The following is a 25248-nucleotide window of genomic DNA, read 5'->3' as shown; positions in this document are numbered from 1 at the left end:
CCACCATGTCCATTCCCATGCCCGTGCAAGGCCGCCAGACACTCACCCTCCAGGGCCTGCGCTTCGACGCCAACCTGGGCATCCTCGAGCAGGAAAAGACGGCGCCGCAGCCGATCCTGGTCGATGCCGAGCTCAGCCTCGGCCCGCAACCGCTGCTGCCGCAGGACGACGACATCTTCCACGTGCTCGACTACCGCAAGGTGCGCCGCATCATCATCGAGGAGTGCACCGCCGAGCACGTCAACCTGCTCGAAAGCCTGATCGGCAAGCTGGTGCAGCGCCTGCTGCAACTGCCCGGCGTGCTGGGCGTGCGCGTGAAGATCGCCAAGCTCGAAATCTTCGACGACTGCGAGGTGGCGATCCGCATGGAAGCCGGGGAATGGTGATCCGGGGCAAAATCCCCCCTTTCCCCCCAAGACATTGCTGCCCATGAACGCCGTCTGGATCGACGAGGCGCCCGCCGCCGCCGACGCCACTGCCAATTCCCTGAAGATCGAGCGCGAAACGCACAAGCTCGAAAAGCGCCTGTGCCGCCAGGTCGGGCAGGCCATCGTCGACTACAACATGATCGAAGAGGGCGACAAGGTCATGGTGTGCGTCTCGGGCGGCAAGGACAGCTACGCGCTGCTCGACATCCTGCTCAAGCTGAAGGCGCGCGCGCCGATTCACTTCGACATCGTCGCGGTCAATCTCGACCAGAAGCAGCCCGGCTTTCCCGAAGAGGTGCTGCCCAGGTATTTGAGCGACCTGGGCGTGGACTTCCACATCGAGAACCAGGACACCTACAGCATCGTCAAGCGCGTCATTCCAGAGGGCAAGACCACCTGCGGCCTGTGCAGCCGGCTGCGCCGCGGCATCCTGTACCGCGTGGCCGACGAGCTGGGCGCCACCAAGGTCGCGCTGGGCCACCACCGCGACGACATGCTGCAGACCTTCTTCCTCAACATGTTCTTCGCCGGCAAGCTCAAGAGCATGCCGCCCAAGCTGGTGAGCGACGACGGCAAGCACGTCGTGATCCGCCCGCTGGCCTACGTGGCCGAGAAGGACACGGTGCGCTGGGCCCAGCACCGCGAGTTCCCGATCATTCCGTGCACGCTGTGCGGCAGCCAGGAAAACCTGCAGCGCAAGCAGGTAGGCGAAATGCTGCGCGAATGGGACAAGAAGTATCCCGGCCGCGTGGAGAACATGTTCACCGCGATGCAGAACGTGGTGCCTTCGCACCTGCTCGACGGAACGCAGCATGACTTCAAGGGTCTGAAGGCAACGGGCGTGGCGAACGACGATGGCGACAAGGCCTTCGACCCGCCTTCCTTCGATTTGCTCTCCCAGGCACCTGCCGCCCTGCGCATCGTCCAGGGCTGAACGGGCAACCCAGGGGAATTTTGGGCTTCAGCGCCCGGAGACCCTCATGAAATCTGCGTTCTCGGCTCTTCTTCTTGCCGCAAGCCTGACGGGCTGCGCCACCTCCTGGGTGGTCGACAGCGACGTGAAGAGCTTTTCCTCCATCGGCACCGTGGCCCCCGGCGCCACCTACCGCTTCGACCGCCTGCCCTCGCAGCAGGCCGACGGCGCGCGGCAGGAATCGCTCGAAGCCATGGCCGGCGCCGCGCTCGACAAGGTCGGCCTGCGCCGCGACGATGCCAGGCCCCAGTACACCGCGCAGATCGGCGCGCGCGTGACGGCAGGCCTCTCGCCCTGGGCCGATCCGTGGCTCTACAACGGTCCCTGGGGCTACGGTTACGGCGGCTATGGCAACTACGGCCGGCGCTGGTACGGCGGCGGCTGGTATGGCGGCCCGATGTTCGCGCCGCCGGCCAACCCCTGGTACGAGCGCGAGGTCAGCATCGTGCTGCGCGAGGCAGGCTCCAACCGCGTGGTGTACGAAACTCGCGCCCGGAACGACGGCCCTTACACCTCGAGCACGGCGATCCTGCCGGTGATGTTCCAGGCCGCGCTGCAGGGCTTCCCGAACCCGCCGCAGGGCGAGCGCCGGGTCAACATCGAGCTGCCGACGGCGCAGGCCCGGAAGTAGCGCCTTCTAGAATTCCCCGGATGGAAGAAGCCACCCGCCTGATCGCCGTTCGCCACGGCGAAACCGCCTGGAACGTCGACACCCGCATCCAGGGCCAGCTCGACATCGGGCTCAACGCCACGGGCATCTGGCAGGCACAGCGCGCCGGCAGTGCGCTGGCCGACGAGCCCATCGGCGTCGTCTATGCCAGCGACCTCTCGCGCGCCTGGCAGACCGCCGAGGAAATCGCCAGGCCCCACGGCCTGGCCGTGCAGCCCGAGCCGCGCCTGCGCGAGCGGGCCTTCGGGAACTTCGAGGGCCTGAGCTTTGCCGAGATCGAAGCCACGCTGCCCGTGCAGGCCAGGCTCTGGCGCGAGCGCGATCCCGAATTCGAGCCCGAGGGCGGCGAGAGCCTGCTGATGTTCCGCGACCGTGTGACTGGCGTGGCCGCCGAACTGGCGGCGCGCCATCCGGGCGAACTGGTGGTTCTGGTCGCGCACGGCGGCGTGATGGACGTGCTCTACCGCGCCGCCACCCGCCAGGAGCTGCAGGCGCCGCGCACCTGGCAACTCGGCAATGCCGCGATCAACCGCATGCTTTGGACGCCGGAAGGCTTCAGCCTCGTGGGCTGGAGCGACACCGCCCATCTGACGGCAGGTGACGCGCTCGACGAGACGACGAGCTAAGCATCGCTCTTCACGATGCGCTGTGTGTGTTGTCCGAGGTGCGCCCTTCGCACACGCCCCCGAATCCCTCAAGCGTGCGAAGCAGCCCCATGGCCCGCTTCCGCCTTCGCCTCGTCCGGCAGATTCACCATCGGCCCCGTCCCGCTGTAGCGGTCCAGCGCGAGGTAGATCGCCGGCGTGATGTACAGCGTGATCACCTGCGAGAAGATCAGCCCGCCCACCACCGCCACGCCCAGCGGCTGGCGCAGCTCGGCGCCGGCGCCCAGGCCCAGCGCGAGCGGCAGCGCGCCCATCAGCGCGGCCAGCGTGGTCATCATGATCGGCCGGAAGCGCAGGCGGCAGGCCTCGCGGATCGCGTCCACCGGCTGCAGGCCCTCGGTGCGCTGCGCATCGAGCGCGAAGTCGATCATCATGATCGCGTTCTTCTTCACGATGCCGATCAGCAGCAGGATGCCGATGGTCGCGATCAGCGTCAGGTCGAAGCCGAAGAGCTTCAGCGAGATCAGCGCGCCCACCGCCGCCGAAGGCAGCCCGGCGAGGATCGTGATCGGGTGGATGTAGCTCTCGTACAGCACGCCGAGCAGCACGTAGATCACGAGCACCGCCAGCACCAGCAGCACCGCCTGGCTGGACTGCGAACTCTGGAACACCGCCGCGTCGCCGCCGTAGGTGGTGATGATCGAGGGCGGCATCTTCAGCTCGTCCTTGAAGCGGTCGATCTTCGCGGTCGCGTCGCCCAGCGGCACGTCGGGCGCGAGGTTGAACGACACCGTCACCGCCTGCAGCTGGCCCTGGTGGTTGACCGCGGTCGGCCCCACGGTGCGCTTGACGGTCGAGAAGGCCGACAACGGCACCAGCCTGCCCGTGGTGCTGCGCACTGACAGGCGCGAGACGTCTTCCTCGAACTGGCGATCGTTGTCGGCCGCCGAAAGGATCACCTGGTAGGTGTTGCTCGTGCCGTAGATGCTGCCGATCTGGCGATCGCCGTAGGCGTTGTAGAGCGCGGTGCGCAGGTCGCCCACCGCCACGCCGAGCACGCCGGCCTTGTCGCGGTCGATGTCGAGCGTGGCCTGCAGGCCGCGGTTCTGCGAGTCGCTGGTCACGTCGCGGAAAGCCGGGTCGGCGCGCATGCGCTCCATGAGCCGCGTGGCCCACGGCACCATCTCGCCCGCGTTCACGCTCTGCAGCGTGTACTGGAAGCGCGCCTTGCTCTGGCGTCCGCCCAGGCGCAGGTTCTGCACCGGCTGCATGTAGACGGCAATGCCGGGGATCTCGCGGAAGCGCTGGCGCAGCGATTCGAGCACCTTCGCCATTGGCGGGCGCTCGCTGCGCGGCTTGAGCACCGCGAACAGCCGCCCGGAGTTCTGCGTGGCCGTGGGACCGCCCACGCCGACGAAGGAGCTCACGTAGTTGACGCTCGCGTCGTCCTTGAGGGTGGCGGCCACGCGGTCCTGCAGCGCCTTCATGGCGCTGAATGAAATGTCCTCAGCAGCCTCGGTCGTGATCTGGATCTGGCCGATGTCCTCCTCGGGGAAGAAGCCCTTCGGGATGGTCGCGAACAGCCAGCCGGTGACGACGAAGGTCAGCCCCGCGATCGCCAGCATCACCTTGCGGTGCATCAGCGTCCAGCCGAGCGAGCGCATGTAGGTTGCGTGCACCGCGCGGTAGCCGCGCTCGAAGGCTCGGCCGATGGCCGTGCCCGGCTCGGGATGCTCTTCTTCGTGATCGAGCGCGCCCGCACGGCGCGGCACCTGCTTGAGCAGCCGGCTCGCGAGCATCGGCACCAGCGTGAGCGACACCACGGCCGACACCAGCACCGCCAGCGCCACCACCACCGCGAACTCGTGGAACAGCAGGCCGATCACGCCGGGCATGAAGAAGATCGGGATGAACACGGCCACCAGCGAGATCGAGATCGACACGATGGTGAAGCCCACCTCGCGCGCGCCGCGCAGCGCCGCCGCGAACGGGTCCATGCCCTTCTCGACGTAGCGCATGATGTTCTCCAGCACCACGATGGCGTCGTCCACCACCAGCCCCACGGCCAGCGTGATGCCGAGCAGCGAGATGTTGTCCAGGCTGTAGCCGAAGGCATAGAGCAGCGCCACCGCGCCGATCAGCGAAATCGGAATGGTCACGGCCGGGATCAGCGTGGCCACCAGCCGGTGCAGGAACAGAAAGATCACCAGCACCACCAGCGCGATGGTGCCCAGCAGCGTGAGCTGCACGTCGTGCACCGCCTCGCGGATGGAGATGGAGCGGTCGTTCACCATCTGGATCTCGACCGACTGCGGCAGCTCCGCCTTGAAGCGCGGGATGAGCGCGCGCACCGCATCGACCACCTGCACGGTGTTGGCGTTGGGTTGGCGCTGCACGGCCAGCGAGATCGAGTCCTGCCCGTTGAAGCTGCTCGCGGTCTTCACCGACTCGAAACTGTCCTCGATGGTGGCCACTTCGTCGAGCCGCACCGGCGCGCCGTTGTGCTGGCCGACGATCAGCTTGGCGAAGTCGGCCGCCTTCAGGAGCTGGCGGTTGGCCTGGATGGTGAGCGTCTGGCGCGGGCCGTCGAGCACGCCGACCGGCGTGTTGGCGTTGGCCGAGTTCACGGCCTTGGCCAATTCGTCGAGCGTGATGTTGCGCGCGTTGAGCAGGTCGGCATTGGCCTTGATGCGCACCGCGAAAGCCTTGCGGCCGTACACGCCCACCTGCGCCACGCCATCGATGGTCGACAGCGTGGGCGAGATCAGGTTCTCGGCGTAGTCGTTGAGCTCCGACGGGTTCATCGACGGCGAGATCAGCGCGATGAACAGCACCGGCGCGTCGGCCGGGTTGACCTTGCGGTACGAGGGCAGCTGCGTGAGCTCCTGCGGCAGCTGGCGCTGGGCGCGCAGCAGCGCGGCCTGCACGTCGACCGCGGCGGCGTCGATGTCGCGGCTGCTCACGAATTCGAGCGTGATCGAGGACACGCCCTGCGTGTTCACCGAACTGATGGTCTGCAGGCCCGGGATGGTGGAGAACTGCTTTTCGAGCGGCAGTGCCACCGAACTCGCCATGGTGTCCGGACTCGCGCCCGGCAACTGCGCATTGACGTTGATGACCGGCGTGTTGTAACTGGGCAGCGCGGCGACGGGGATGCTGAAGTACGCGAAGATGCCGACGACCACGGCCGCCGCGGACAGCAGCACCGTCATCGCCGGACGGCGGATGCAGAGCTCAGAGATGTTCATGCGCGTTCCCGCTGCGGCGGCTTGATGTCGGCGCCGTCGGAAGAAGCGGCGCTGCCGGGCGTGACGCCGGTGGTGCCGTTGCCCGTTGCGCCAGGCGCACCCGGCGCCTTGGCATCGACGCGGACCTTGCCGCCCGGGCGCACGTTCTGGCTGCCCTCGATCACCACCTGCTCGCCCGGCTCCACGCCGCTTACCGCCACATTGGTGCCGAAGGTGTGCAGCGTCTTCACCTTGCGGCGCGTGGCGGTCTTGCCCCCGTCGACCACATAGAGCGAAGTGCCGTCGGACAGCATCATCAGCGCCGCGGCCGGCACTACGGTGGCGCCGTTGAGCGTGCGCACCGTGATGCGCGTGCCCACGAACTGGCCTGGCCACAGGCTCTGGTCGGCATTCGCGAACACGGCCTTGGCGCGCACCGTGCCGATCTGCGGGTCGACGGTGTTGTCGACGAAGTCGAGCGTGCCGCTCAGCGGCGCCTTGCCGCCGGTGACGACGGCCTCGACCTTGGCGTGCGTGCGCGCGGCTTCCAGCAGATCCTGCAGGTTGCCTTCGGGTACCGGGAAGCTCACGGCAATCGGGTCGAGCTGCGTGATGGTGACGAGCGACAGCGTCGGCTGCACCAGCGTGCCCGGGTAGATGTTGACGGCGCCGATGCGCCCGGCGATGGGCGCGCGCAGCGTTGCGTAGCCCAGCGCTACCTGCGCCGACTGCACGGCCGCGCGGTCGGCGGCCACGGAGGCGCGCTGAGCCTGGAGCTGCGAGAGCGTGGCGTCGGCCGCGCTCTTGGCGATGAAGTTCTGCGCCACGAGGTCCTGGCTGCGCTTGTACTGGCGCTCCAGGTCGGCCATGGTGGCCTCGTCCTTCTGCTGCTGCGCGCGGGCGCGGGCGAGGTTGGCCTGGTCGTTGCGGTCGTCGAGCGTGAAGAGCAGCTGGCCGGCCTTGACGAACTGGCCTTCCTTCACATGCACCGCGCTCACCGTGTTCGTCACCTGCGGACGCAGGTCGACGCTGTTGAGAGACACCACGCTGCCGTTGACCTGCACAGTCACCGGCACATCCTGCTTCTGCGCCGTGGCCAGCGTCACGAGTGCAGGTGCGCCGCCGCTGCTGTTCGCGGCCGGAGCCTTTGCGTCCTTGCCGGCAGACTTGTCCCCGGACATGCTCCACCACCCGCCCGCGACGGCTACGATCAACACGCCCGCAAGGGCGACGGCGACATTTTTCTTCATGGGTTCTTTGTGCACTTTGGGCTGACAGCGGCTATTGGATCAGCGGCCGACTCCCGGTGTTCGTGGCCCCCGTAAAGAAATGTAAAGCCAGTCAACCAAAAGCCCCACACTACCTGCTGTGGCCGGCGCCGGGGAACCGCACCCCCTCGCTAAAATCGCCGCTCCACAGCCTCTGGATAAACCCCATGAACCGCTGCAAGACACCCACGAATGCTCTCACCTTCATAGCGCTTTGCACAGCAGCCATTGCTGCGGCAGGCCTTTTTCCGCTCACCGCCAGCGCGCAGGACGAAGTGCCCCGGCCGCAGACCCAGAACGAATCGCTCGTTGGGGGCCGCAATTTCCCCATCGGCACCCTGCGCGGCAAGTTCACGGTCCTCAACGCGCCCGACGTCGACCTCGACGGCCATGCGGATCGGCTGGGGGCCGGCGCGCGCATCCGGAGCCCGCAGAACATGCTGGTCATGCCCGGCGCCATCACCGGCCAGAAGTACCTGGTCAACTACACGCGCGATGCCGCCGGCCTGCTGCGCGAGGTCTGGATCCTCACGGCCGACGAAGCCTCGGCCCCACGCGAATCGCTGAACAAGCCGTTCCTGAACATCTGGCCGTTCACCTCGAACGACACCGTCAACACGCAGTAGGCAAAGACGGCGGCGCGGCCCATGCGCTGCCCGCCGCCGAGCCCTCCCCGTTGTTGCGGAGGGCATGAGAGAGAGCTCCCCATGAAAAAAGTATTCATCAAGACCTTCGGCTGCCAAATGAACGAGTACGACTCGGACAAGATGGCCGACGTGCTCAACGCCGCGCAGGGCTACGAGCCCACGCAGAACGTGGACGAGGCCGACCTCATCCTGTTCAACACCTGCTCGGTGCGCGAGAAGGCACAGGAAAAGGTGTTCTCCGACCTCGGCCGCGTGAAGCACCTGAAGGCCAGGGGCGTGAAGATCGGCGTGGGCGGCTGCGTGGCGAGCCAGGAGGGCGAGGCCATCATTGCGCGCGCGCCGTACGTCGACATCGTGTTCGGCCCGCAGACGCTGCACCGCCTGCCCGAGATGCTCAACGACCGCGAGCGCCTGAACCGCCCGCAGGTGGACATCAGCTTCCCCGAGATCGAGAAGTTCGACCACCTGCCACCCGCGCGCGTCGAGGGCGCGACGGCCTTCGTGTCGATCATGGAAGGCTGCTCCAAGTACTGCAGCTACTGCGTGGTGCCCTACACCCGCGGCGAGGAGGTGAACCGCCCGCTCGACGACGTGCTGGTCGAGATCGCCGGCCTGGCCGAGCAGGGTGTGCGCGAGATCACGCTGCTGGGCCAGAACGTGAACGCCTACCGCGGCAGGATGGGCGACACCGCCGAGATCGCCGACTTTGCGCTGCTGATCGAATACGTCGCCGAGATCCCCGGCATCGAGCGCATCCGCTACACCACGAGCCACCCGAACGAGTTCACGCCCCGGCTGATCGAGGCCTATGCCAAGGTGCCGCAGCTCGTGAGCCACCTGCACCTGCCGGTGCAGCACGGCAGCGACCGCATCCTGATGGCGATGAAGCGCGGCTACACCGCCATGGAATACAAGAGCACGGTGCGCAAGCTGCGCGCCATTCGACCCGAGCTCGCCCTGAGCAGCGACTTCATCGTCGGCTTCCCTGGCGAGACGGACGACGACTTCAACAAGATGATGAAGCTGATCGACGACTGCCAGTTCGACGCCAGCTTCAGCTTCATCTTCAGCCCGCGCCCCGGCACGCCCGCCGCCGCGCTGCAGGACGACACGCCGTATGAAGTGAAGCTCGCTCGCCTGCACACGCTGCAGGCCGTGATCGACGTCAACGTGAAGCGCTTCGGCCAGGCGCTGGTCGGCACCACGCAGCGCGTGCTGGTGGAAGGCGCCTCGCGCAAGGACGCGAACGAACTCATGGGCCGCACCGCCTGCAACCGCGTCGTCAACTTCGAAGGCGACGCGCGCCTCGTCGGCCAGATGGCCGACCTGCGCATCACGCGCTCGCTGGCCTACACGCTGCGCGGCGAGGTCGTGACGAGCGAATCGCCGATGCCGGTGCTCGCCCACTGATGGCGAAGCGACCGTCTACCCGGGGCTCGTTCCAGCAGCTCCTGCTGTTTGCCTTCCTGCTGATCACCGCGCTGCTGGTCGGCGTGGCGCTGCGTTCGGTGCTGCAGTACGACGCGCTGATGACGCAGAGCCGCGACGCGGCCGCGCGCGCGCTGCGCCTGTCGGGCGCGGCCCAGGCGCAGCGCGGCCATGGAGCGCGCCGGGCGCCAGTCGCTGGTGCTCAACGACGCAGTGCTGCGCCGCCGCTTCGACGACGCTGCGCGCGAGGCGCACCAGGTGCTCGAGCGCCTGGAGAAGAACGGCCTGGCGCCCGCCGGCATCGAGATGTGGCGCACCCAGCTCGGCGTGATCGAGGGCCTGATGAGCGGCAACGCCGACAGCGCCCTGGCCCGCGAGAGCACGATGGCGATGCAATTCCGCGAACTCGACGCGCTCAACACCAACCTTGCGCAGCAGGCGCAGTTCCTGATCGAAACGCAGAACGACGCGCTGGCCAGGCGCATCGAGAACGCGCGCCGCCGGCTGATGCGCGAAGTGGTGGCCGCCAGCGTGCTGGCCGTGTCGCTGGCGCTGGCCTTCGGCATCTGGCTGGCTCGGCCGTTCAAGCGGCTGGAGCACGCCATCGTCGGCCTCGGCCAGAACCGGCTCGACGAGCCCATCGACATCCGCGGCCCGGCCGACGTGCGGCGCGTGTCGCAGCAGCTCGAGTGGCTGCGGCTGCGCCTGACCGAGCTCGATGCCGACAAGGCGCGCTTCCTGCGCCACGTGTCGCACGAGCTGAAGACGCCGCTGGCCGCGCTGCGCGAGGGTGTCTCGCTGCTCGAAGACGGAGTGACCGGTCCGCTGAACCCGGCGCAGCTCGAGGTTGCGCAGATCCTGCAGCAGAACACCGTGTCGCTGCAGGGCCAGATCGAGGCGCTGCTGCGCTTCAACGCCGCCGCCTTCGAGGCGCGCGAACTGCGCCGCGAGCGCACCGAGCTGCTGCCGTTGATTGAGGAGCAGATCGAGGCCCAGCGCCTGCAATGGCAGTCGCATGGCCTGCGCGTGCGGGCCGAGGGCGACCCCATCGCGATCACGGTCGACCGCACCAAGCTCGGCACCGCGATCGCCAACCTGCTGAGCAACGCCATTCGCTTTTCGGTAACGGGCGGTGTCATCACCCTGGCGGTATCGGGGACGCCCGAGGCAGTGCACATCGACGTCAACGACGCCGGGCCGGGCATCGCCGAGGGCGACCGCGACCGGATCTTCGAACCTTTCTTCCGCGGCGAGCGCCAGCCCGAGCACACGGTGAAAGGCACGGGCATCGGACTTTCCATCGTGCAGGAGTACATTGCAGCCCACGGGGGCCGCATCACCCTGCAGCCGGGCGGACCCGGTGCTCGCTTTCGCATCGAACTGCCGCGCACGGCCTGACCACCCTGGCGTCTCCTCTCCAACACTGCCTCACCGCCTCGCGTCCTTTCTTCGACCCATGTCTTTTTCGTTCGTCCGCCGTTCCTCCTTCGCCGGGGCGATGACCGTGCCTTTCGTCCTGCTGCTGGCCGCCTGCGCCACGCAGCCCAAGCCGCCCGCGGAGGCCGAGGCGCTGCCGCCGCCGCCGGTCGTGCCGCGCGTGATGCCGGTGGAGGCTGAGCCGAAGGCGCCGGCCACGCAGCCCGCCTCGTCGCTCTTTACGTTGATGACGCAGGGGCCGCAGGCGGCCATGCTGTCGTATGCCGACAAGGTGCGCCCGCTGAACGGCGCCGACCTGAGCACGGAAATCTCCCGCATCGGCGACCCGGGCGATTCGCCCACCACGCAGATGCAGCTGGCGCTGCTGCTCTCGCAGACCCGCGTGCCGGCCGACCTGGCGCGTGCCCTGGGCCTGCTGCAGCGCGTGATCGCCAACCCCGCACCCGAGGCCCAGGCCCTGCACCCGCTGGCACGAGCCCTGGCCGCGCGCTACGTGGAGCAGCGCCGCGTCGAGGACGATCGCGACAAGCAGGTGCAGCAGCTGCGCGACAGCCAGCGCCGCATCGACCAGCTGAACGACCGCATCGAAGCGCTGCGCGCCATCGAGCGCAGCTTCGCGCGGCCCAACACGGCGCCCGCAGCACCGGCGGCGCCCAACGGAAGCAAACCGACCCCATGAGCACTACCGGCGCCCGCCTCCTCGTGGTCGACGACGACCCGGACATGCTGCGACTGCTCTCGATGCGGCTGAGCTCGGCGGGCTACCAGGTCACGGCCGTCACCTCGGCCGAGACTGCGCTCACGCAGCTCGAGATCGAACACCCGCAGCTCGTGCTGAGCGACGTGCGCCTGCCCGGGCGCGACGGCCTCCAGCTCTTCGACGAGATCCGCAAGCGCCATCCCTCGCTGCCGGTGATCCTGCTCACCGCGCACGGCACCATCCCCGACGCGGTCGAGGCCACGGCGCGTGGCGTGTTCACCTACCTCACCAAGCCCTACGACGGCCGTGAGCTGCTCGACAAGATCGCGCAGGCGCTGGCGCTCGGCGCGCCCGCCACCACGCCGAGCAAGGCCGGCGACGACAGCTGGCGCTCCGAGATCGTGAGCCGCAGCAACCGCATGGCCGAGCTGCTGGCCGAGGCGCGCATGGTCGCCAAGTCGGACGCCTCGGTACTGCTGCGCGGCGACTCGGGCGCCGGCAAGGAAATGCTCGCGCGCGCGATCCACAAGGCCAGCGCGCGCGCCGACAAGCCCTTCGTGGCGGTCAACTGCGGCGCCATTCCCGAAGCGCTGCTCGAGTCGGAGCTGTTCGGCCACATGAAGGGCGCCTTCACCGACGCCCATGCCAACCACAAGGGCCTGTTCCAGCAGGCCGACGGCGGCACGCTGCTGCTCGACGAAATCGGGGACATGCCGCCCGCGCTGCAGGTCAAGCTGCTGCGCGTGCTGCAGGAGCGCGCGGTGCGCCCGCTGGGCGCGAGCCAGTCGATCCAGGTCGACGTGCGCATCGTCTCGGCCACACATCGCGACCTCGACGCCGCAATGGAGGCCGGCCAGTTCCGCGAAGACCTGTATTACCGCCTGAACGTGGTGACGCTCACGCTGCCACCGCTGTCGGCGCGGCGCGAGGACATTCCGCTGCTGGCCAACCACTTCCTGCAGCGCCTGTCGACCAAGTACGGCAAGCGGCTGTCGGGCTTCGCACCCGAGGCGCTGAAGGCGCTGACCACGGCCGCCTGGCCGGGCAACGTGCGCCAGCTGTTCAACGTGGTCGAGCAGGTCTGCGCACTGTCGAGCTCGCCGCTGATTCCTCTGGCGCTGGTGCAGCGCGCGCTGCGCGTGCCGACGGTCGAGGTCCAGACCTACGCCGAGGCCAAGCAGCGTTTCGAGCGCGACTACCTCGTCGGCCTGCTGAAACTGACCGACGGCAACGTGGCCGATGCGGCCCGCCTGGCCGATCGCAACCGCACGGAGTTCTACCGGCTTCTGCAGAAGCACGAACTCACGCCAGGCCACTTCAAGGCCGACGCTGTCGCTCCTGGCGGGGACCCTGTCGCCGAGTAGCGACGCCCCTAAGTCATTGATTTATATAGCCAATCCCTACCCGCCCAGGAGGCTTGTCGGGATTCGGCGACAAAATGAGGGGTTTGGAGGCCTTCCGGCAGCCTCCTCCCGCGAAAAACACCTCCGGATCGGTCCAAGTCGTTGATCTGAAAGCATTTTTTCAGCCTGGCACAGGGTTTGCCCCTGTACTGGCATGACAGCACTAACCAGCCCATCTTTCGCACTGCGCCAGCAGCGCGACGGCCTGCGTCAAAAGCAGTTTTCCTCCTCGCGGCCCCGTGCCGCGGGCCATTCGCTCGCCGCGCTCGCAAGCGCTGGCGGCGCCGAGCCGGATTGCGTGATCAAGCGCTTTCCTGCCATTGGCGACACCCCTTCCCTCGACAAGCAACGTTGGTAAATCACATGAAGCCGAACGACTTCTCCCAACTGAACGTGCTGGCCGACACCGATTTTTCGCACCGCAGCGCGGTTCGCGAGGAACGCCATCCCAATTCGGTCACCGCCCCGCCAGTCAACCGCGGTTCGATGACGCCCCGCCCCTGGCGCGGTTTCTGGAACAGCATCGGCACCGCCCTGCTGGTCAGGCTCGGTGCCGGCGGCAAGCGCCAAAGCGCCGGCCCGGCCGAAGCCCGCCAACCATGGCAGCGTGCCGCAGCCCAGCGCCGCAACGCGTTCATGCTGCTCACCGTGCTGAGCACCGTGATCGCCTCGACGCTGTTCGCCGGCGTGCAACCCGACTACGACAACGTCTGGCTCGAATACGGCCAGATCGGCCTGTACGGCCTGCTCTCGGGCTGGGTCGTGACCGGCTTCGTGACCGCGCTCATGGGCTTCTACGTCTCGGTACGCGGTGACAAGCACGCCCTGTCGGCGAAACAGGTGGCCAACCACCCGATGAACCCCGAGGCCCGCACCGCGATCATCATGCCGATCTGCAACGAAGACGTTGCCACGGTATTCGCCGGCCTGCGCGCCACCTGCGAATCGGTCGCCTCCACCGGCCACGCAAAGCAGTTCGACGTGTTCGTGCTGTCCGACAGCTACAACCCCGAGACCGCCGCCGCCGAGCGCGCCGCCTGGGAAGACCTGCGTGCCGCCCTGGCCGAGAGCCCCAACCAGCCGCAGGTCGAGGTGTATTACCGCCTGCGCACCCGCCGCACGCACCGCAAGGCCGGCAACGTGGCCGACTTCTGCCGCCGCTGGGGCAAGGACTACCGCTACATGGTCGTGCTCGACGCCGACTCGGTGATGAGCGGCGACTGCCTGACCTCGATGGTCAAGCTGATGGAAGCCAATCCCACCGCCGGCATCATCCAGACCGCGACGCAGGCCATCGGCCACGTCACGCTGCATGCCCGCGCACAGCAATTCGCTTCCCGCGTGACGGGCCGCCTGTTCACGCTGGGCATGCAGTTCTGGCAACTGGGCGAATCGCACTACTGGGGCCACAACGCGATCATCCGCGTCGAACCCTTCATGAAGCATTGCGCGCTGGCCCCGATCAAGGGCACCGGCGGCATGTCGGGCGGCATCATGTCGCACGACTTCGTCGAAGCCGCGCTGATGCGCCGTGCCGGCTACAACGTGTGGCTGGTGTCCGACCTCGTTGGCAGCTACGAGCAGCAACCGCCGGACCTGCTGGCCGAACTGCAGCGCGACCGCCGCTGGTGCCAGGGCAACCTGCAGAACGCCCGCCTGATGGCCGAGCCCGGCATCCACCCGGTGCACCGCGCGATGTTCGTGACCGGCACCATGGCCTACGTCTCCGCCCCGCTGTGGCTGGCCTTCCTGACGCTGGGCACCGCCCTGTGGCTCAGCGGCTCGAGCCTCGTGTCGAGCTGGAGCGTGCTGCCCGCCGAACTGGCCGGCCTGTGGGTCTGGACCCTGTGCCTGCTGTTCCTGCCGCGCGTGCTGGGCATCGCTGCCGTGCTGATGCGCGGCGAGCAACGCCAGTACGGCGGTGTGTGGGGCCTCGTGAAGAGCTCCATGATGGAAAGCGGCCTCGCCATCGTGCAGGCCCCGGTCCGCATGCTGGCCCACTCGCTGTTCGTGCTGGTCGCCCTCACCGGCATCAAGCTCGACTGGAAGTCGCCCCCGCGCGAAGCCGCCGCCGTGCCGTGGAAGGTCGCCGCGTCGCAGCTGGCCCCCATGACGCTGGTGATCGCCATGCTGGCCGTCGGCGTCGCGATGATCGACCCGAGCGCGCTGATCTGGCTCATGCCCGTCGGCCTGCCGCTGCTGCTGGCGATCCCGCTGACGGTGCTGACCAGCCAGATCGCCCTGGGCACCACGCTGCGCGATCGCGGCTTCCTGCTGATTCCAGAGGAATCGCGCTCGCCGGCCGTGCTGCGCCGTGCGTGGATGCATGCGGTTCGCCTCGCGCGGCCTGCTGCACTGGCAACCGCCTGATGCGCTGAAGACACAGCGCCCCGAAGCCGGCCTCAGGGTCGGCTTTTTTCATGGCGGGCATGCAGGTCGCGCTGACCTGCACGCAGCCGCCGAGGCGCAGCAGGTCTACGAAGTGCAGCCCTGAAGACAGAAGGCCCGCCGGTGCGAATCGGCGGGCCTTCTTATATATATATGTGCGTGTGGCGTTCGCTCAGAACGGCAGCTTCGGGCCACCAGGGCCGCCCATCCCGCCCATGCCCTTCATGCCGCCCATCTTCTTCATCATCTTCATGAGGCCGCCGCCCTTCATCTTCTTCATCATCCCCTGCATCTGCTCGAACTCGTTGAGCAGGCGGTTCACCTCCTGAACCTGCACGCCGGCGCCGGCCGCGATGCGGCGCTTGCGCGTGGCCTTCAACAGCTCAGGCTTGCGGCGCTCCAGCGGGGTCATGCTCTGGATGATCCCTTCCTTGCGGCGGATGTCGCGCTCGGCGCGCGTCATGTCGGCTTCGGTCGCCTTGGCGGCCATTTGCGTGGGCAGCTTGTCCATCAGGCTGGAGAGCCCGCCCATCTGCTTCATCTGCTGCAGCTGGCCCAGGAAGTCGTTCAGGTCGAAGCCCGCGCCGCTCTTGACCTTGGCCGCGAGCTTCTGCGCCGCCGCCACGTCGACGCCGGCCGTGACCTGCTCGACCAGCGCGACGATGTCGCCCATGCCGAGGATGCGGCCCGCATGGCGCTCGGCATCGAATACCTCGAGGCCGTCGATCTTCTCGCTGGTGCCGGCGAACTTGATCGGCACGCCCGTGACCTGCCGCACCGACAGCGCCGCACCGCCGCGCGAATCGCCGTCGGTCTTGGTCAGGATGATGCCGGTGAGCGGCAGCGCTTCCTTGAAGGCCTTGGCGGTGTTGATCGCGTCCTGGCCCTGCATGGCATCGACCACGAACAGGGTCTCGACCGGGTCGACCGCCGCGTGCAGCTGCTTGATCTCGGTCATCAGCGCTTCGTCGATCGCAAGGCGGCCGGCGGTGTCGACCAGCAGCACGTCGAAATAGTGGCGCTTGGCGTGGTCGAGCGCTGCGCGCGCGATGTCGAGCGGCTTCTGGTCGGGCGTGCTCGGGAACCATTCGGCGCCGGCCTGCTTGGTGACGGTCTTGAGCTGCTCGATGGCGGCGGGGCGGTACACGTCGCCTGACACCGTCAGCACCTTCTTCTTGCGCTTCTCGATCAGGTGCTTGGCCAGCTTGGCGGTGGTGGTGGTCTTGCCGGCGCCCTGCAGGCCGGCCATGAGGATCACGGCCGGCGGCTGAGCCGCGAGGTTGATGTCGGACACGCCCTCGCCCATGGTGGCGGCCAGTTCGCGGTTGACGATGCCGACCAGCGCCTGGCCCGGCTTGAGCGAGCCCAGCACTTCCTGGCCGAGCGCCTTGTCTTTCACCCGGGCCACGAAGTCGCGCACCACGGGCAGCGCCACGTCGGCTTCCAGCAGCGCCATGCGCACTTCGCGCAACATGTCCTGCACGTTGCTTTCGGTGATGCGGGCCTGGCCGCTCATCGTCTTGACGAGGCGGGAGAACTTTTCTGTGAGGGCGGTGGCCATGAGCGGGATGCCTTGCTGCCCGCCGCAGCGGGTCATTGGAAAGTCGTGTACCTGAATCGGCGGCTTGCGCCCCTTCGCGAGACGCCGGGGAACCGGCTTGGCCGGGCCTCCGGTGCCGCCCCCGGTGAGGGGGTTGGCGCTGCGGCACGAAGTGCGCAAGCCTGGGGGAGATAAACTCCAGCCGATGATTTTAGCGATCCCCTCCCCACTCGGCGTGGCGCTGGGCATCGCCGCCGGGGCTGCCTACGGTTTTGTCGCCGCTGCCGGCGCAAGACTGAGCCGCCAATCGACCCAGTGGGCACTCGGCATTGCATGGCTTCTGCATGCCGCCGTGCTGGTCCACGGCCTCATCGGCGGCGAGCCGCGCTTCGGCTTTGCGCCCGCCCTGTCGGTCACCGCGTGGCTGGTGCTCACCGTCTACGCGGTCGAAAGCCGCATGTATCCCCAATTGAAAGTACGGCGCGCGCTGGCCTGGCTGGGCGCGGCCGCGGTGCTGCTGGCCATCCTGTTCCCGGGCACGCCGCTGCATGTCACGGCCTCGCCGTGGCTGCCATTGCACCTGGCGCTCGGCATCGCCTCGTACGGCCTGTTCGGCGCTGCGGTCGTGCACGCCTGGCTGATCACCCGCGCCGAAAAGCAGATCCGGCTCGCCACCGCCGAACCGCAGGGCGGCGTGCCGCTGCTCACGCTCGAGCGGCTCACCTTCCGTTTCGTCACAGCCGGCTTCGTACTGCTGTCGGCCACGCTGCTGGCCGGCCTGCTGTTCAGCGAACAGTTGTACGGCGCCGCGGGCCGTGTCTGGAAGTGGGACCACAAGACCACCTTCTCGGTGCTCGCCTGGCTCACCTTCGCGATCCTGTTGACCGGCCGCGCCCGCTTCGGCTGGCGCGGCCGTACGGCGCGGCGCGTGCTGTATGCCGGCTCCGCCCTTTTGCTGCTGGCCTACGTGGGTTCCCGCTTCGTGTTCGAAGTGGTGCTGGCCCGGCCTCCCGTATGAAATACCTCCTCGTTCTCGCGGTGCTCTGGGTCGCGATCTGGCTCTGGCGCAAGAACCGGCGCGAAGAAATGCGCGACGCCATGCGCGAGCGTGCGGCCAAGGCACAGCAACGCGTCCCCACTCCGCCCGGGCCGCCGCAGGCCATGGTGCGCTGCGCTCATTGCGGGCTGCACCTGCCCGCGACCGACGCCATCTCCGGCCCAGGCGGCGCGGTCTATTGCAGCGCTGCGCACCGCGAAGCGGCCGCCGCGCGATGAGTTCCCCGCTCTGGGCGCGCGGCGAGCCGGTCACCGACTGGGACGTGCTCGACCAGCACCCGGACGAGAGCACGGCGCTGATCCGGCTCTGGCGCGGCTTCATGGGCGCGCGCTGCTTCGTCGCGCTGGTGCTGGTGCTGCTGCAGGGCGTGGCCTTTGCCATCGGGCAGACGATGCAGCCGGTGGCCATCGCCATCTCGGCCCTGTACCTCGTCGCGACCTGGCTGGGCATGCGCTACAGGCGCGTCCAGCCGCCGATCCGCGGCTTCGCCGCGCTCTGGCTGCTGACCATCGGCATCGACCTGGCCGCCTTCACCGCCTTGCAGGTGCTTCAGGGCGGCAGCGTCAACTACACGCCGCTGTTCGCGCTGCCGGTGCTCATGAGCGCGGTGCTCGGCACCATGATCGTGAGCCTGGGCACCACCGCCACCGTCACGCTGCTGCTGCTGGCCGACGCGGGCTGGCACTGGCTGCAGCAGCCGGTCGATTCGTCGGCACGCTTCGTGCAGGCGGCGCTCACCGGCACCGGGCTGTTCGTGGTGGCGCTGCTCGCGCACGAAATGGCCCGCCGGCTGGCGCGCGAGGAAGCCGTGGCGCAGCGCAGCCGCAGCAGCGCGCAGATGCAGGCGCAGGTCAACGACCTGGTGATCGAGACCCTGAGCGAAGGCGTGCTGGTGATCGACGCCGAAGGCCTGGTGCATGCGGCCAACCCGGCGGCCGACGCGATCCTCGGCCAGGGCCTGGCGAAGCTGACGCTGCCGTTCCCGCTGCATGCCCAGCCCGCCTGGCATGCACTGGCCGCGCTGGCGCGCCAGACCTTCGCGCGCCGGGCGCCGCAGACGGAAGAAATTCCCGTCGCGCAGGCGCGCGGTGCGGCGCGCGAAGTGCGCGTGCGCACGCGGCTCACGCCCACTAGCGACCAGCGCCTCGACAGCCTGTGCGTGATGTTCCTGCAGGACCTGCGCGAGCTCGAGGCCCGCATCCGCACCGAGAAGCTGGCCGCGATGGGCCGCATGTCGGCCGCCGTGGCGCATGAAATCCGCAATCCGCTGGCCGCCATCACGCAGGCCAGCGCGCTGCTCAACGAAGACCTGACCGATCCCGCGCACCGCAAGCTCACGAGCATGGTGCAGCACAACGCGCAGCGGCTCGCGCGCATCGTGGACGACGTGCTCGACGTCTCGCGCGCGCGCCAGCAGCGCGTGCTGTCGCTCGGCGAGCAGGTCGTGCTCGACCCCGCGGTGCAGGTGCTGGCCGAGGAATGGGTGCGCCAGACCCAGCGCAAGGGCGTACTGGTGTCGCTCGACGCGCCCGGCAGCGAGGTGCGCTTCGACGCCGAGCACCTGCGCCGGCTGATCGTGAACCTGCTGGACAACGCCTCACGCTACGCCGGCAAGAGCGAAGGCTCGATCCAGGTGCTGACCGCGCAGCAGCGCGGCGGCAGCAACCGCCCGAGCCTGATGGTGTGGAGCGACGGCGCGCCGCTGGAACCGGCGGTGCAGCGGCACCTGTTCGAACCCTTTTTCTCATCCGAGAGCCGCTCCAGCGGGCTGGGCCTGTTCCTGTGCCGCGAACTGTGCCGGCGGCACGGCGCCACCATCGGCTATGAGCGGCGCGCGCTGGTGCCGGGCGGACCCGAGGGCAACGAATTCTTCGTCAGCTTTGCCGCCAGCGAAAACCGGCTGACACAATAACGCCCGTGAGCAACTCCACCCCTTCCACACAGCGGCCGGCGCAGATCCTGGTCATCGACGACGAGCCCGACCTGCGCACGCTGTACGAACTGACGCTGCTGCGCGAGGGCTATCGCGTCGAGGCCGCCGGCAGCGTGTCGGAAGCGTGGGAGCACCTGGAGGCCGGCCGTTTCGACGCGGTGATCACCGACATGCGGCTGCCCGACGGGCAAGGCATGGAAATCATCCACCGCATCCAGAAAGACCAGCGCAGCGAGCGCTGCGTGGTGATGACGGCCTATGGCTCCGCCGAGAACGCGGTGGAAGCATTGAAGGCCGGCGCCTTCGACTACCTCACGAAGCCGGTCGATCTGAAGCAGTTCCGCGCCGTGGTGGCCTCCGCGGTGCAGGCGCGGCACGCGCCGCAGCCGACGGCCAAGTTGGCGCAGGCTGCGCCCGCCGTCAACAACAACGTCATCAGCGACGCCGTGGTGGCCACCTCCAGCACCGGCATCGCCGCACTCGACCGTCTCGTGGGCGAGTCGGAGCCCATGCGCCTCGTCAAGTCGCGCATCGCCAAGGTGGCGCGCGGCATGGCACCGGTGCTGGTACGCGGCGAGTCCGGCACCGGCAAGGAGCTGGTGGCGCGCGCGGTGCATGCCTGCAGCCAGCGCAGCGAGGGTCCGTTCGTCGCGGTGAACTGCGGCGCGATTCCCGAGAACCTGCTCGAAGCCGAGTTCTTCGGTGCCAAGAAGGGCTCGTACACCGGCTCGTCGCAGGACCGCGACGGCTACTTCCAGGCCGCGCGCGGCGGCACGCTGTTTCTCGACGAGATCGGCGACCTGCCGCTGGCCATGCAGTCGAAGCTGCTGCGCGCGATCCAGGAGCGCAGCGTGCGCTCGATCGGCTCGACGCAGGAGGATGCCGTCGACGTGCGCATCGTGAGCGCCACCCATAAAGACCTGCACGCCGAAGTGCAGGCAGGCCGTTTCCGGCAAGACCTTTTCTACCGCCTCAACGTGATCGAGATCGCGGTGCCCGCATTGCGCGAGCGCCGCGAGGACCTGCCCGCGCTGTGCGCCGCGCTGTTGTCGCGCATCGCGCAGGACGGCGGGCTGCCGGTGCCGCACCTTTCGGACGACCTGCTGCGCCGCCTCGCGCAGCACCCGCTCAACGGCAACGTGCGCGAGCTCGAGAACCTGCTGCACCGCGCGGTGGCGCTGAACGACGGCGACGAACTGCACCTCGATCTGATGGGCGGCTTCACCGCCTCCGTCGAAGCCGCGGCATCCGCGCCGGCGCCGCTGTCGCCCGCCGCCGATGCATCCGCTGCCGCGCCGGCCCCGCTGCCGATGGCACCGGTCGCACCACCCAAGGCCGCACCGCCGCCGCTGCCCTCCGACCTGCAGGCCTACCTCGACCAGCAGGAGCGCGAAATCCTCGTGCGCGCGCTGCACGAGAGCGGCTTCAATCGCACCGCGGCCGCCGCACGGCTCGGCATGAGCCTGCGCCAGATCCGCTACCGCATCGCGCGGCTGGGCATCACCACGCCCAACGGCGACGATGGCGCGAGCAACCATGCCGACGACTGAAGCACCCACGCCCGGCGCTCCTGACAACGGCGACGACGGACTCTGGCAAGCCGGTTGGTACCGCTTCGCGAAGGCGCTGCGCTCGCCCAACTTCGGGCCCCGGCCCGCTGGCGCGCAGACCGACCTCATCGTGCTGCACTCGATCAGCCTGCCGCCCGGCGAATACGGCGGCGATGCGGTGCAGCGGCTCTTCACCAACCAGCTCGACTGGGACGCGCACCCCTATTTCCAGTCGATCCGCGGGCTCGAGGTGTCCTCTCATTTCTACGTGCGCCGCAACGGCGAACTCTGGCAGTTCGTGAGTTGCGACGACCGTGCCTGGCACGCCGGCGCATCGTCGTGGCGCGGCCGCGGCAACTGCAACGATGACTCCGTCGGCATCGAGCTCGAAGGACTCGAGGGCCAGCCGTTCGACGAGCCGCAATACGAGACGCTAGCGAGCCTGTGCGCAGCGGTCGCGCAGCACTATCCGATCGCGCACATCGCCGGCCACGAGCACATCGCGCCGGGCCGCAAGCAGGACCCAGGCGCGGGCTTCGAGTGGCGTCGGCTGCGCGAACAGCTCGGCTGGAATCCACAGATGTTTCCGCCGCAGGTGACGCAGCGCTAATTTTTTCAATCGCCCGGCGCCCCGCGATGCGCCACTCGTGCAGCGCAGCAGTACGAAAGTTGCGAACGCGCGATGCAGCAACCATGCGCCCTGCAGGCCCAAATCGTCTTGCAAGCCAAGCTCCATGCGGGTTGCGCGACCATAGTCCAGTGTCCACGCGGCATCGACGGCCGTGCCGATGCCTAGATAGTTACCCCTACTACCAAAAATTGCCGCAAAACACTACCTGTAGTGGCTTGTAGACCCCCGGCACCCTAGATATAGTGTCCTCCGTCCGGTCATCCACACCGGCGCGGTGCCCCGACCAGGCGCCGCCATCCAACAAGAATTGCCAACCGAGAGGAAGCGAATGCAAACAGCCCTGAACCCCCAATCGACCCCGCGTGCCGTTCCCTCGACGTCACTGCAACAGCAGCGAGACACTGCTGGCTCCCCCAGCGGCCAGAACCTCGCCCACTACCAGATCATCCGGCGCAACGGCGCCGTTGTTCCCTTCGAGCCGAACAAGATCGCGATCGCGATGATGAAGGCCTTCCTGGCCGTGCACGGCACCCAGGGCGCGGCTTCCGCCAGCGTGCGCGAAACGGTCGATGTGCTCACGCAGGGTGTGATCCGCGCGCTGGTGCGTTCGCGTCCGGGCGGCGGCACCTTCCACATCGAGGACGTGCAGGACCAGGTCGAGCTCGGCCTGATGCGCGGCGGCCACCATGAAATCGCCCGCGCCTACGTGCTGTACCGCGAGCGCCGCTCGCAAGAGCGTTCGAAGCAGGGCGAACAGGACGTGCCGGCCGCGCCCGCGCTGCACGTGCTGGACAACGGCGAACTGGTCGCGCTCGACCTGAACGAACTCAAGGGCCTGATCGAGTCCGCCTGTGAAGGCCTGGGCGACAGCATCACGGCCGCGCCGATCGTCGCCGAGACGATGCGCAACCTGTACGACGGCGTGCCGCTCGACGAGGTCTACAAGGCGTCCATCCTCGCAGCCCGCACGCTGATCGAGAAGGACCCCGACTACACCTTCGCCACCGCGCGCCTGCTGCTGCACACGATCTTCAAGGAAATCATCGGCCGCGAAGTGATGCCGGTCGAGCGCGCCACCGCCTACGCCGACTACTTCCCGCAGTTCATCAAGAAGGGCGTCGAGAACGAGCTGCTCGACGAGAAACTGCTGCAGTACGACCTGCCCCGCCTGGGCGCCGCCCTGAAGGCCGAGCGCGACAACCAGTTCGACTACCTTGGCCTGCAGACGCTGTACGACCGCTACTTCCTGCATGTGCGCAAGACCCGCATCGAGCTGCCGCAGGCGTTCTTCATGCGCGTGGCCATGGGCCTGTCGCTGAACGAAATCGACCGCGAAGCCCGCGCCATCGAGTTCTATGAAGTGCTGTCGTCGTTCGACTTCATGTCGAGCACGCCCACCCTGTTCAACGCCGGCACGCTGCGCTCGCAGCTGTCGAGCTGCTACCTGACCACCGTGCCCGACGACCTGGACGGCATCTACGAGTCGATCAAGGAAAACGCCCTGCTCTCGAAGTTCGCCGGCGGCCTGGGCAACGACTGGACCCGCGTGCGCGCGCTGGGCAGCCACATCAAGGGCACGAACGGCGAATCGCAGGGCGTGGTGCCGTTCCTGAAGGTGGTGAACGACACGGCCGTGGCCGTGAACCAGGGCGGCAAGCGCAAGGGCGCGGTCTGCACGTACCTGGAAACCTGGCACCTCGACATCGAGGAGTTCCTGGAGCTGCGCAAGAACACCGGCGACGACCGCCGCCGCACGCACGACATGAACACTGCCAACTGGATTCCCGACCTGTTCATGCGCCGCGTGATGGAAAAGGGCACCTGGACGCTGTTCTCGCCCTCCAACGTGCCCGACCTGCACGACCTGTTCGGCGCCGACTTCGAAAAGGCCTACGTGGCCTACGAAGAGAAGGCTGCCCGCGGCGACATCAAGCCCGCGCGCACCATCCAGGCGACCGACCTGTGGCGCAAGATGCTCACGATGCTGTTCGAGACCGGCCACCCCTGGATCACGTTCAAGGACGCCTGCAACGTGCGCTCGCCGCAGCAGCACGCCGGCGTGGTGCACTCGTCGAACCTCTGCACCGAGATCACGCTGAACACCAGCGACACCGAAACCGCCGTCTGCAACCTGGGTTCGGTGAACCTGCTGCAGCACCTGAAGGACGGCAAGGTCGACCAGGAAAAGCTCAAGCGCACGATCTCGACCGCGATGCGCATGCTCGACAACGTGATCGACATCAACTACTACGCCGTGAAGAAGGCGCGCGACTCCAACCTGCGCCACCGTCCGGTCGGCCTGGGCCTGATGGGCTTCCAGGACGCGCTGTACGAACTGCGCATTCCCTACGCCTCGCAGGAAGCCGTGCAGTTCGCCGACGAGTCGATGGAAGCCATCTGCTACCACGCCTACTGGGCCTCGACCGAGCTGGCCCGCGAACGCGGGAAGTACTCGAGCTACAAGGGCTCGCTGTGGGACAAGGGCATCCTGCCGATCGACTCGCTCGACCTGCTCGAGAAGGCCCGCGGCGGCTACGTCGAGGTCGACCGCTCGGCCACCCTCGACTGGGACACGCTGCGCCAGAAGATCAAGGCCGACGGCATGCGCAATTCGAACTGCGTGGCCATCGCCCCGACCGCGACCATCTCGAACATCATCGGCGTGGACGCTTCGATCGAGCCCTGCTTCGGCAACCTGTCGGTCAAGTCGAACCTGTCGGGCGAATTCACCGTGATCAACCACTACCTGGTGCGCGACCTGAAGCGCCTGGGCCTGTGGGACGACGTGATGGTCATGGACCTGAAGCACTTTGACGGCTCGCTGCGCCCCATCGACCGCGTGCCGCAGGACGTGAAGGCGCTCTACGCCACCGCGTTCGAAGTCGAAACGACATGGCTGGTGGAGGCCGCCGCGCGCCGCCAGAAGTGGATCGACCAGGCGCAGTCGCTGAACATCTACATGGCCGGCGCATCGGGCAAGAAGCTCGACGACACCTACAAGCTCGCATGGGTGCGCGGCCTGAAGACCACGTACTACCTGCGCACGCAGAGCGCGACGCACGCCGAAAAATCGACGGTGCAATCGGGCCGTCTCAACGCAGTGTCGTCGGGCAACGACGCACCCTCGGGCATGAGCGCACTCGAAGCCGCCGCTGCCGCAGCGAAGGCGCAGATGAGCGCGATGCCCGCCACCGACATCGCGTTCTGCGGTGTCGACGATCCGACCTGCGAAGCGTGCCAGTGACGCTGCGCTGAATCAGCGAGGCGCGTGCGAAGAAAAAAATCGCGCGGCGTTCGGTCAATCGAGGCATTGACCGACACCGCGCGACGCATGCGAGCAACATAACAACCACATAAATGGAG

19 protein-coding genes and 1 pseudogene are annotated in these 25248 nt (G+C 68.0%); 17 read left to right on the top strand and 3 right to left on the bottom strand.

Going from position 1 to position 25248, the window contains the following annotated elements; genetic code table 11:
• The first annotated feature begins 5 nt into the window (after positions 1-5).
• The 4 genes from ACEN9N_RS00455 to ACEN9N_RS00440 are packed head-to-tail and all read left to right on the top strand — an operon-like array spanning position 6 to position 2697.
• The gene (locus tag ACEN9N_RS00455; RefSeq protein ID WP_007831468.1) at positions 6-386 is read left to right on the top strand and encodes a dihydroneopterin aldolase; all 381 of its coding nucleotides are present in this window, start codon (positions 6-8) and stop codon (positions 384-386) included.
• Between the two features lie 43 nt (positions 387-429).
• Positions 430-1362 carry a tRNA 2-thiocytidine(32) synthetase TtcA gene (gene ttcA / locus ACEN9N_RS00450; RefSeq protein ID WP_413316251.1) on the top strand — a complete coding sequence of 311 codons (933 nt, stop codon included), beginning with the start codon at positions 430-432 and terminating at the stop codon, positions 1360-1362.
• Between the two features lie 46 nt (positions 1363-1408).
• Complete coding sequence (locus ACEN9N_RS00445; protein ID WP_413316249.1) at positions 1409-2032, top strand: DUF4136 domain-containing protein; 624 nt, start codon at positions 1409-1411, stop codon at positions 2030-2032.
• Positions 2033-2052: 20 nt separating this feature from the next.
• Positions 2053-2697, top strand: a complete 645-nt coding sequence (locus ACEN9N_RS00440) for a histidine phosphatase family protein (RefSeq protein ID WP_413316247.1) — start codon at positions 2053-2055, stop codon at positions 2695-2697.
• Between the two features lie 68 nt (positions 2698-2765).
• On the opposite strand, the gene ACEN9N_RS00435 is transcribed toward ACEN9N_RS00440, so the two are convergent.
• Positions 2766-5924, bottom strand: coding sequence for an efflux RND transporter permease subunit (locus tag ACEN9N_RS00435; RefSeq protein ID WP_413316245.1), 3159 nt, complete (start codon positions 5922-5924; stop codon positions 2766-2768).
• Entirely contained in the window at positions 5921-7084 is a 1164-nt protein-coding gene (locus tag ACEN9N_RS00430) for an efflux RND transporter periplasmic adaptor subunit (protein WP_413316255.1), read from the bottom strand. Before ACEN9N_RS00430 ends, ACEN9N_RS00435 begins: the two co-directional genes overlap by 4 nt.
• Positions 7085-7338: 254 nt before the next feature.
• On the opposite strand from ACEN9N_RS00430, the gene ACEN9N_RS00425 reads away from it, so the two are divergent.
• The 7 genes and pseudogenes from ACEN9N_RS00425 to mdoH all read left to right on the top strand — a co-directional run bounded on the left by ACEN9N_RS00425 (position 7339) and on the right by mdoH (position 15156).
• On the top strand, positions 7339-7797 hold the full coding sequence (locus ACEN9N_RS00425) for a hypothetical protein (protein WP_007831453.1): 459 nt from the start codon (positions 7339-7341) through the stop codon (positions 7795-7797).
• Positions 7798-7878: 81 nt separating this feature from the next.
• Positions 7879-9228 carry a tRNA (N6-isopentenyl adenosine(37)-C2)-methylthiotransferase MiaB gene (gene miaB, locus ACEN9N_RS00420; RefSeq protein ID WP_413316243.1) on the top strand — a complete coding sequence of 450 codons (1350 nt, stop codon included), beginning with the start codon at positions 7879-7881 and terminating at the stop codon, positions 9226-9228.
• A 71-nt stretch (positions 9229-9299) separates the two neighbouring features.
• Positions 9300-10644: pseudogene (locus tag ACEN9N_RS00415) on the top strand (sensor histidine kinase).
• Between the two features lie 100 nt (positions 10645-10744).
• Positions 10745-11362, top strand: a complete 618-nt coding sequence (locus ACEN9N_RS00410) for a hypothetical protein (RefSeq protein ID WP_413333231.1) — start codon at positions 10745-10747, stop codon at positions 11360-11362.
• Complete coding sequence (locus ACEN9N_RS00405) at positions 11359-12747, top strand: sigma 54-interacting transcriptional regulator (protein WP_007831448.1); 1389 nt, start codon at positions 11359-11361, stop codon at positions 12745-12747. The genes ACEN9N_RS00410 and ACEN9N_RS00405 overlap by 4 nt, the downstream gene beginning before the upstream one ends.
• 193 nt (positions 12748-12940) lie before the next feature.
• A complete protein-coding gene (locus ACEN9N_RS00400; protein WP_056509013.1) occupies positions 12941-13144 on the top strand; it encodes a hypothetical protein in 204 nt (67 codons plus the stop codon).
• Positions 13145-13149: 5 nt separating this feature from the next.
• On the top strand, positions 13150-15156 hold the full coding sequence (gene mdoH, locus ACEN9N_RS00395) for a glucans biosynthesis glucosyltransferase MdoH (RefSeq protein ID WP_007831446.1): 2007 nt from the start codon (positions 13150-13152) through the stop codon (positions 15154-15156).
• A gap of 190 nt (positions 15157-15346) precedes the next feature.
• On the opposite strand, the gene ffh is transcribed toward mdoH, so the two are convergent.
• A complete protein-coding gene (gene ffh, locus ACEN9N_RS00390) occupies positions 15347-16735 on the bottom strand; it encodes a signal recognition particle protein (RefSeq protein ID WP_056597394.1) in 1389 nt (462 codons plus the stop codon).
• A 184-nt stretch (positions 16736-16919) separates the two neighbouring features.
• Here ffh and ACEN9N_RS00385 point away from each other — a divergent pair, with 184 nt between their 5' ends.
• The 6 genes from ACEN9N_RS00385 to ACEN9N_RS00360 all read left to right on the top strand — a co-directional run bounded on the left by ACEN9N_RS00385 (position 16920) and on the right by ACEN9N_RS00360 (position 25129).
• A complete protein-coding gene (locus ACEN9N_RS00385; RefSeq protein WP_007831443.1) occupies positions 16920-17732 on the top strand; it encodes a cytochrome C assembly family protein in 813 nt (270 codons plus the stop codon).
• Entirely contained in the window at positions 17729-17989 is a 261-nt protein-coding gene (locus ACEN9N_RS00380; protein WP_413315107.1) for a PP0621 family protein, read from the top strand. The genes ACEN9N_RS00385 and ACEN9N_RS00380 overlap by 4 nt, the downstream gene beginning before the upstream one ends.
• Positions 17986-19683: a two-component system sensor histidine kinase NtrB gene (locus tag ACEN9N_RS00375; RefSeq protein ID WP_007831441.1), complete on the top strand. Its 1698-nt coding sequence runs from the start codon at positions 17986-17988 to the stop codon at positions 19681-19683. The genes ACEN9N_RS00380 and ACEN9N_RS00375 overlap by 4 nt, the downstream gene beginning before the upstream one ends.
• A 5-nt stretch (positions 19684-19688) precedes the next feature.
• Positions 19689-21254 (top strand): sigma-54-dependent transcriptional regulator, encoded by a 1566-nt coding sequence (locus ACEN9N_RS00370; RefSeq protein ID WP_495655129.1) that lies wholly within the window; start codon positions 19689-19691, stop codon positions 21252-21254.
• The gene (gene ampD, locus ACEN9N_RS00365; RefSeq protein ID WP_007831439.1) at positions 21241-21864 is read left to right on the top strand and encodes a 1,6-anhydro-N-acetylmuramyl-L-alanine amidase AmpD; all 624 of its coding nucleotides are present in this window, start codon (positions 21241-21243) and stop codon (positions 21862-21864) included. Before ACEN9N_RS00370 ends, ampD begins: the two co-directional genes overlap by 14 nt.
• A 349-nt stretch (positions 21865-22213) precedes the next feature.
• Positions 22214-25129, top strand: a complete 2916-nt coding sequence (locus ACEN9N_RS00360; RefSeq protein ID WP_007831437.1) for a ribonucleoside-diphosphate reductase subunit alpha — start codon at positions 22214-22216, stop codon at positions 25127-25129.
• Positions 25130-25248 lie beyond the last annotated feature (119 nt).

This window comes from Variovorax sp. Varisp46 (genome assembly GCF_059491885.1).
Note: the sequence above shows the minus strand (reverse complement) of the source record. Positions and strands in the feature narration are given on the sequence as shown.

What these genes read in the sequence shown, in the direction of transcription:
- ACEN9N_RS00455 (WP_007831468.1), top strand. Translation starts at nt 6, where the DNA reads ATGTCCATTCCCATGCCCGTGCAAGGCCGCCAGACACTCACCCTCCAG.
- ttcA (WP_413316251.1), top strand. Translation starts at nt 430, where the DNA reads ATGAACGCCGTCTGGATCGACGAGGCGCCCGCCGCCGCCGACGCCACT.
- ACEN9N_RS00445 (WP_413316249.1), top strand. Translation starts at nt 1,409, where the DNA reads ATGAAATCTGCGTTCTCGGCTCTTCTTCTTGCCGCAAGCCTGACGGGC.
- ACEN9N_RS00440 (WP_413316247.1), top strand. Translation starts at nt 2,053, where the DNA reads ATGGAAGAAGCCACCCGCCTGATCGCCGTTCGCCACGGCGAAACCGCC.
- ACEN9N_RS00435 (WP_413316245.1), bottom strand. Translation starts at nt 5,924, where the DNA reads ATGAACATCTCTGAGCTCTGCATCCGCCGTCCGGCGATGACGGTGCTG.
- ACEN9N_RS00430 (WP_413316255.1), bottom strand. Translation starts at nt 7,084, where the DNA reads ATGTCCGGGGACAAGTCTGCCGGCAAGGACGCAAAGGCTCCGGCCGCG.
- ACEN9N_RS00425 (WP_007831453.1), top strand. Translation starts at nt 7,339, where the DNA reads ATGAACCGCTGCAAGACACCCACGAATGCTCTCACCTTCATAGCGCTT.
- miaB (WP_413316243.1), top strand. Translation starts at nt 7,879, where the DNA reads ATGAAAAAAGTATTCATCAAGACCTTCGGCTGCCAAATGAACGAGTAC.
- ACEN9N_RS00410 (WP_413333231.1), top strand. Translation starts at nt 10,745, where the DNA reads ATGACCGTGCCTTTCGTCCTGCTGCTGGCCGCCTGCGCCACGCAGCCC.
- ACEN9N_RS00405 (WP_007831448.1), top strand. Translation starts at nt 11,359, where the DNA reads ATGAGCACTACCGGCGCCCGCCTCCTCGTGGTCGACGACGACCCGGAC.
- ACEN9N_RS00400 (WP_056509013.1), top strand. Translation starts at nt 12,941, where the DNA reads ATGACAGCACTAACCAGCCCATCTTTCGCACTGCGCCAGCAGCGCGAC.
- mdoH (WP_007831446.1), top strand. Translation starts at nt 13,150, where the DNA reads ATGAAGCCGAACGACTTCTCCCAACTGAACGTGCTGGCCGACACCGAT.
- ffh (WP_056597394.1), bottom strand. Translation starts at nt 16,735, where the DNA reads ATGGCCACCGCCCTCACAGAAAAGTTCTCCCGCCTCGTCAAGACGATG.
- ACEN9N_RS00385 (WP_007831443.1), top strand. Translation starts at nt 16,920, where the DNA reads ATGATTTTAGCGATCCCCTCCCCACTCGGCGTGGCGCTGGGCATCGCC.
- ACEN9N_RS00380 (WP_413315107.1), top strand. Translation starts at nt 17,729, where the DNA reads ATGAAATACCTCCTCGTTCTCGCGGTGCTCTGGGTCGCGATCTGGCTC.
- ACEN9N_RS00375 (WP_007831441.1), top strand. Translation starts at nt 17,986, where the DNA reads ATGAGTTCCCCGCTCTGGGCGCGCGGCGAGCCGGTCACCGACTGGGAC.
- ampD (WP_007831439.1), top strand. Translation starts at nt 21,241, where the DNA reads ATGCCGACGACTGAAGCACCCACGCCCGGCGCTCCTGACAACGGCGAC.
- ACEN9N_RS00360 (WP_007831437.1), top strand. Translation starts at nt 22,214, where the DNA reads ATGCAAACAGCCCTGAACCCCCAATCGACCCCGCGTGCCGTTCCCTCG.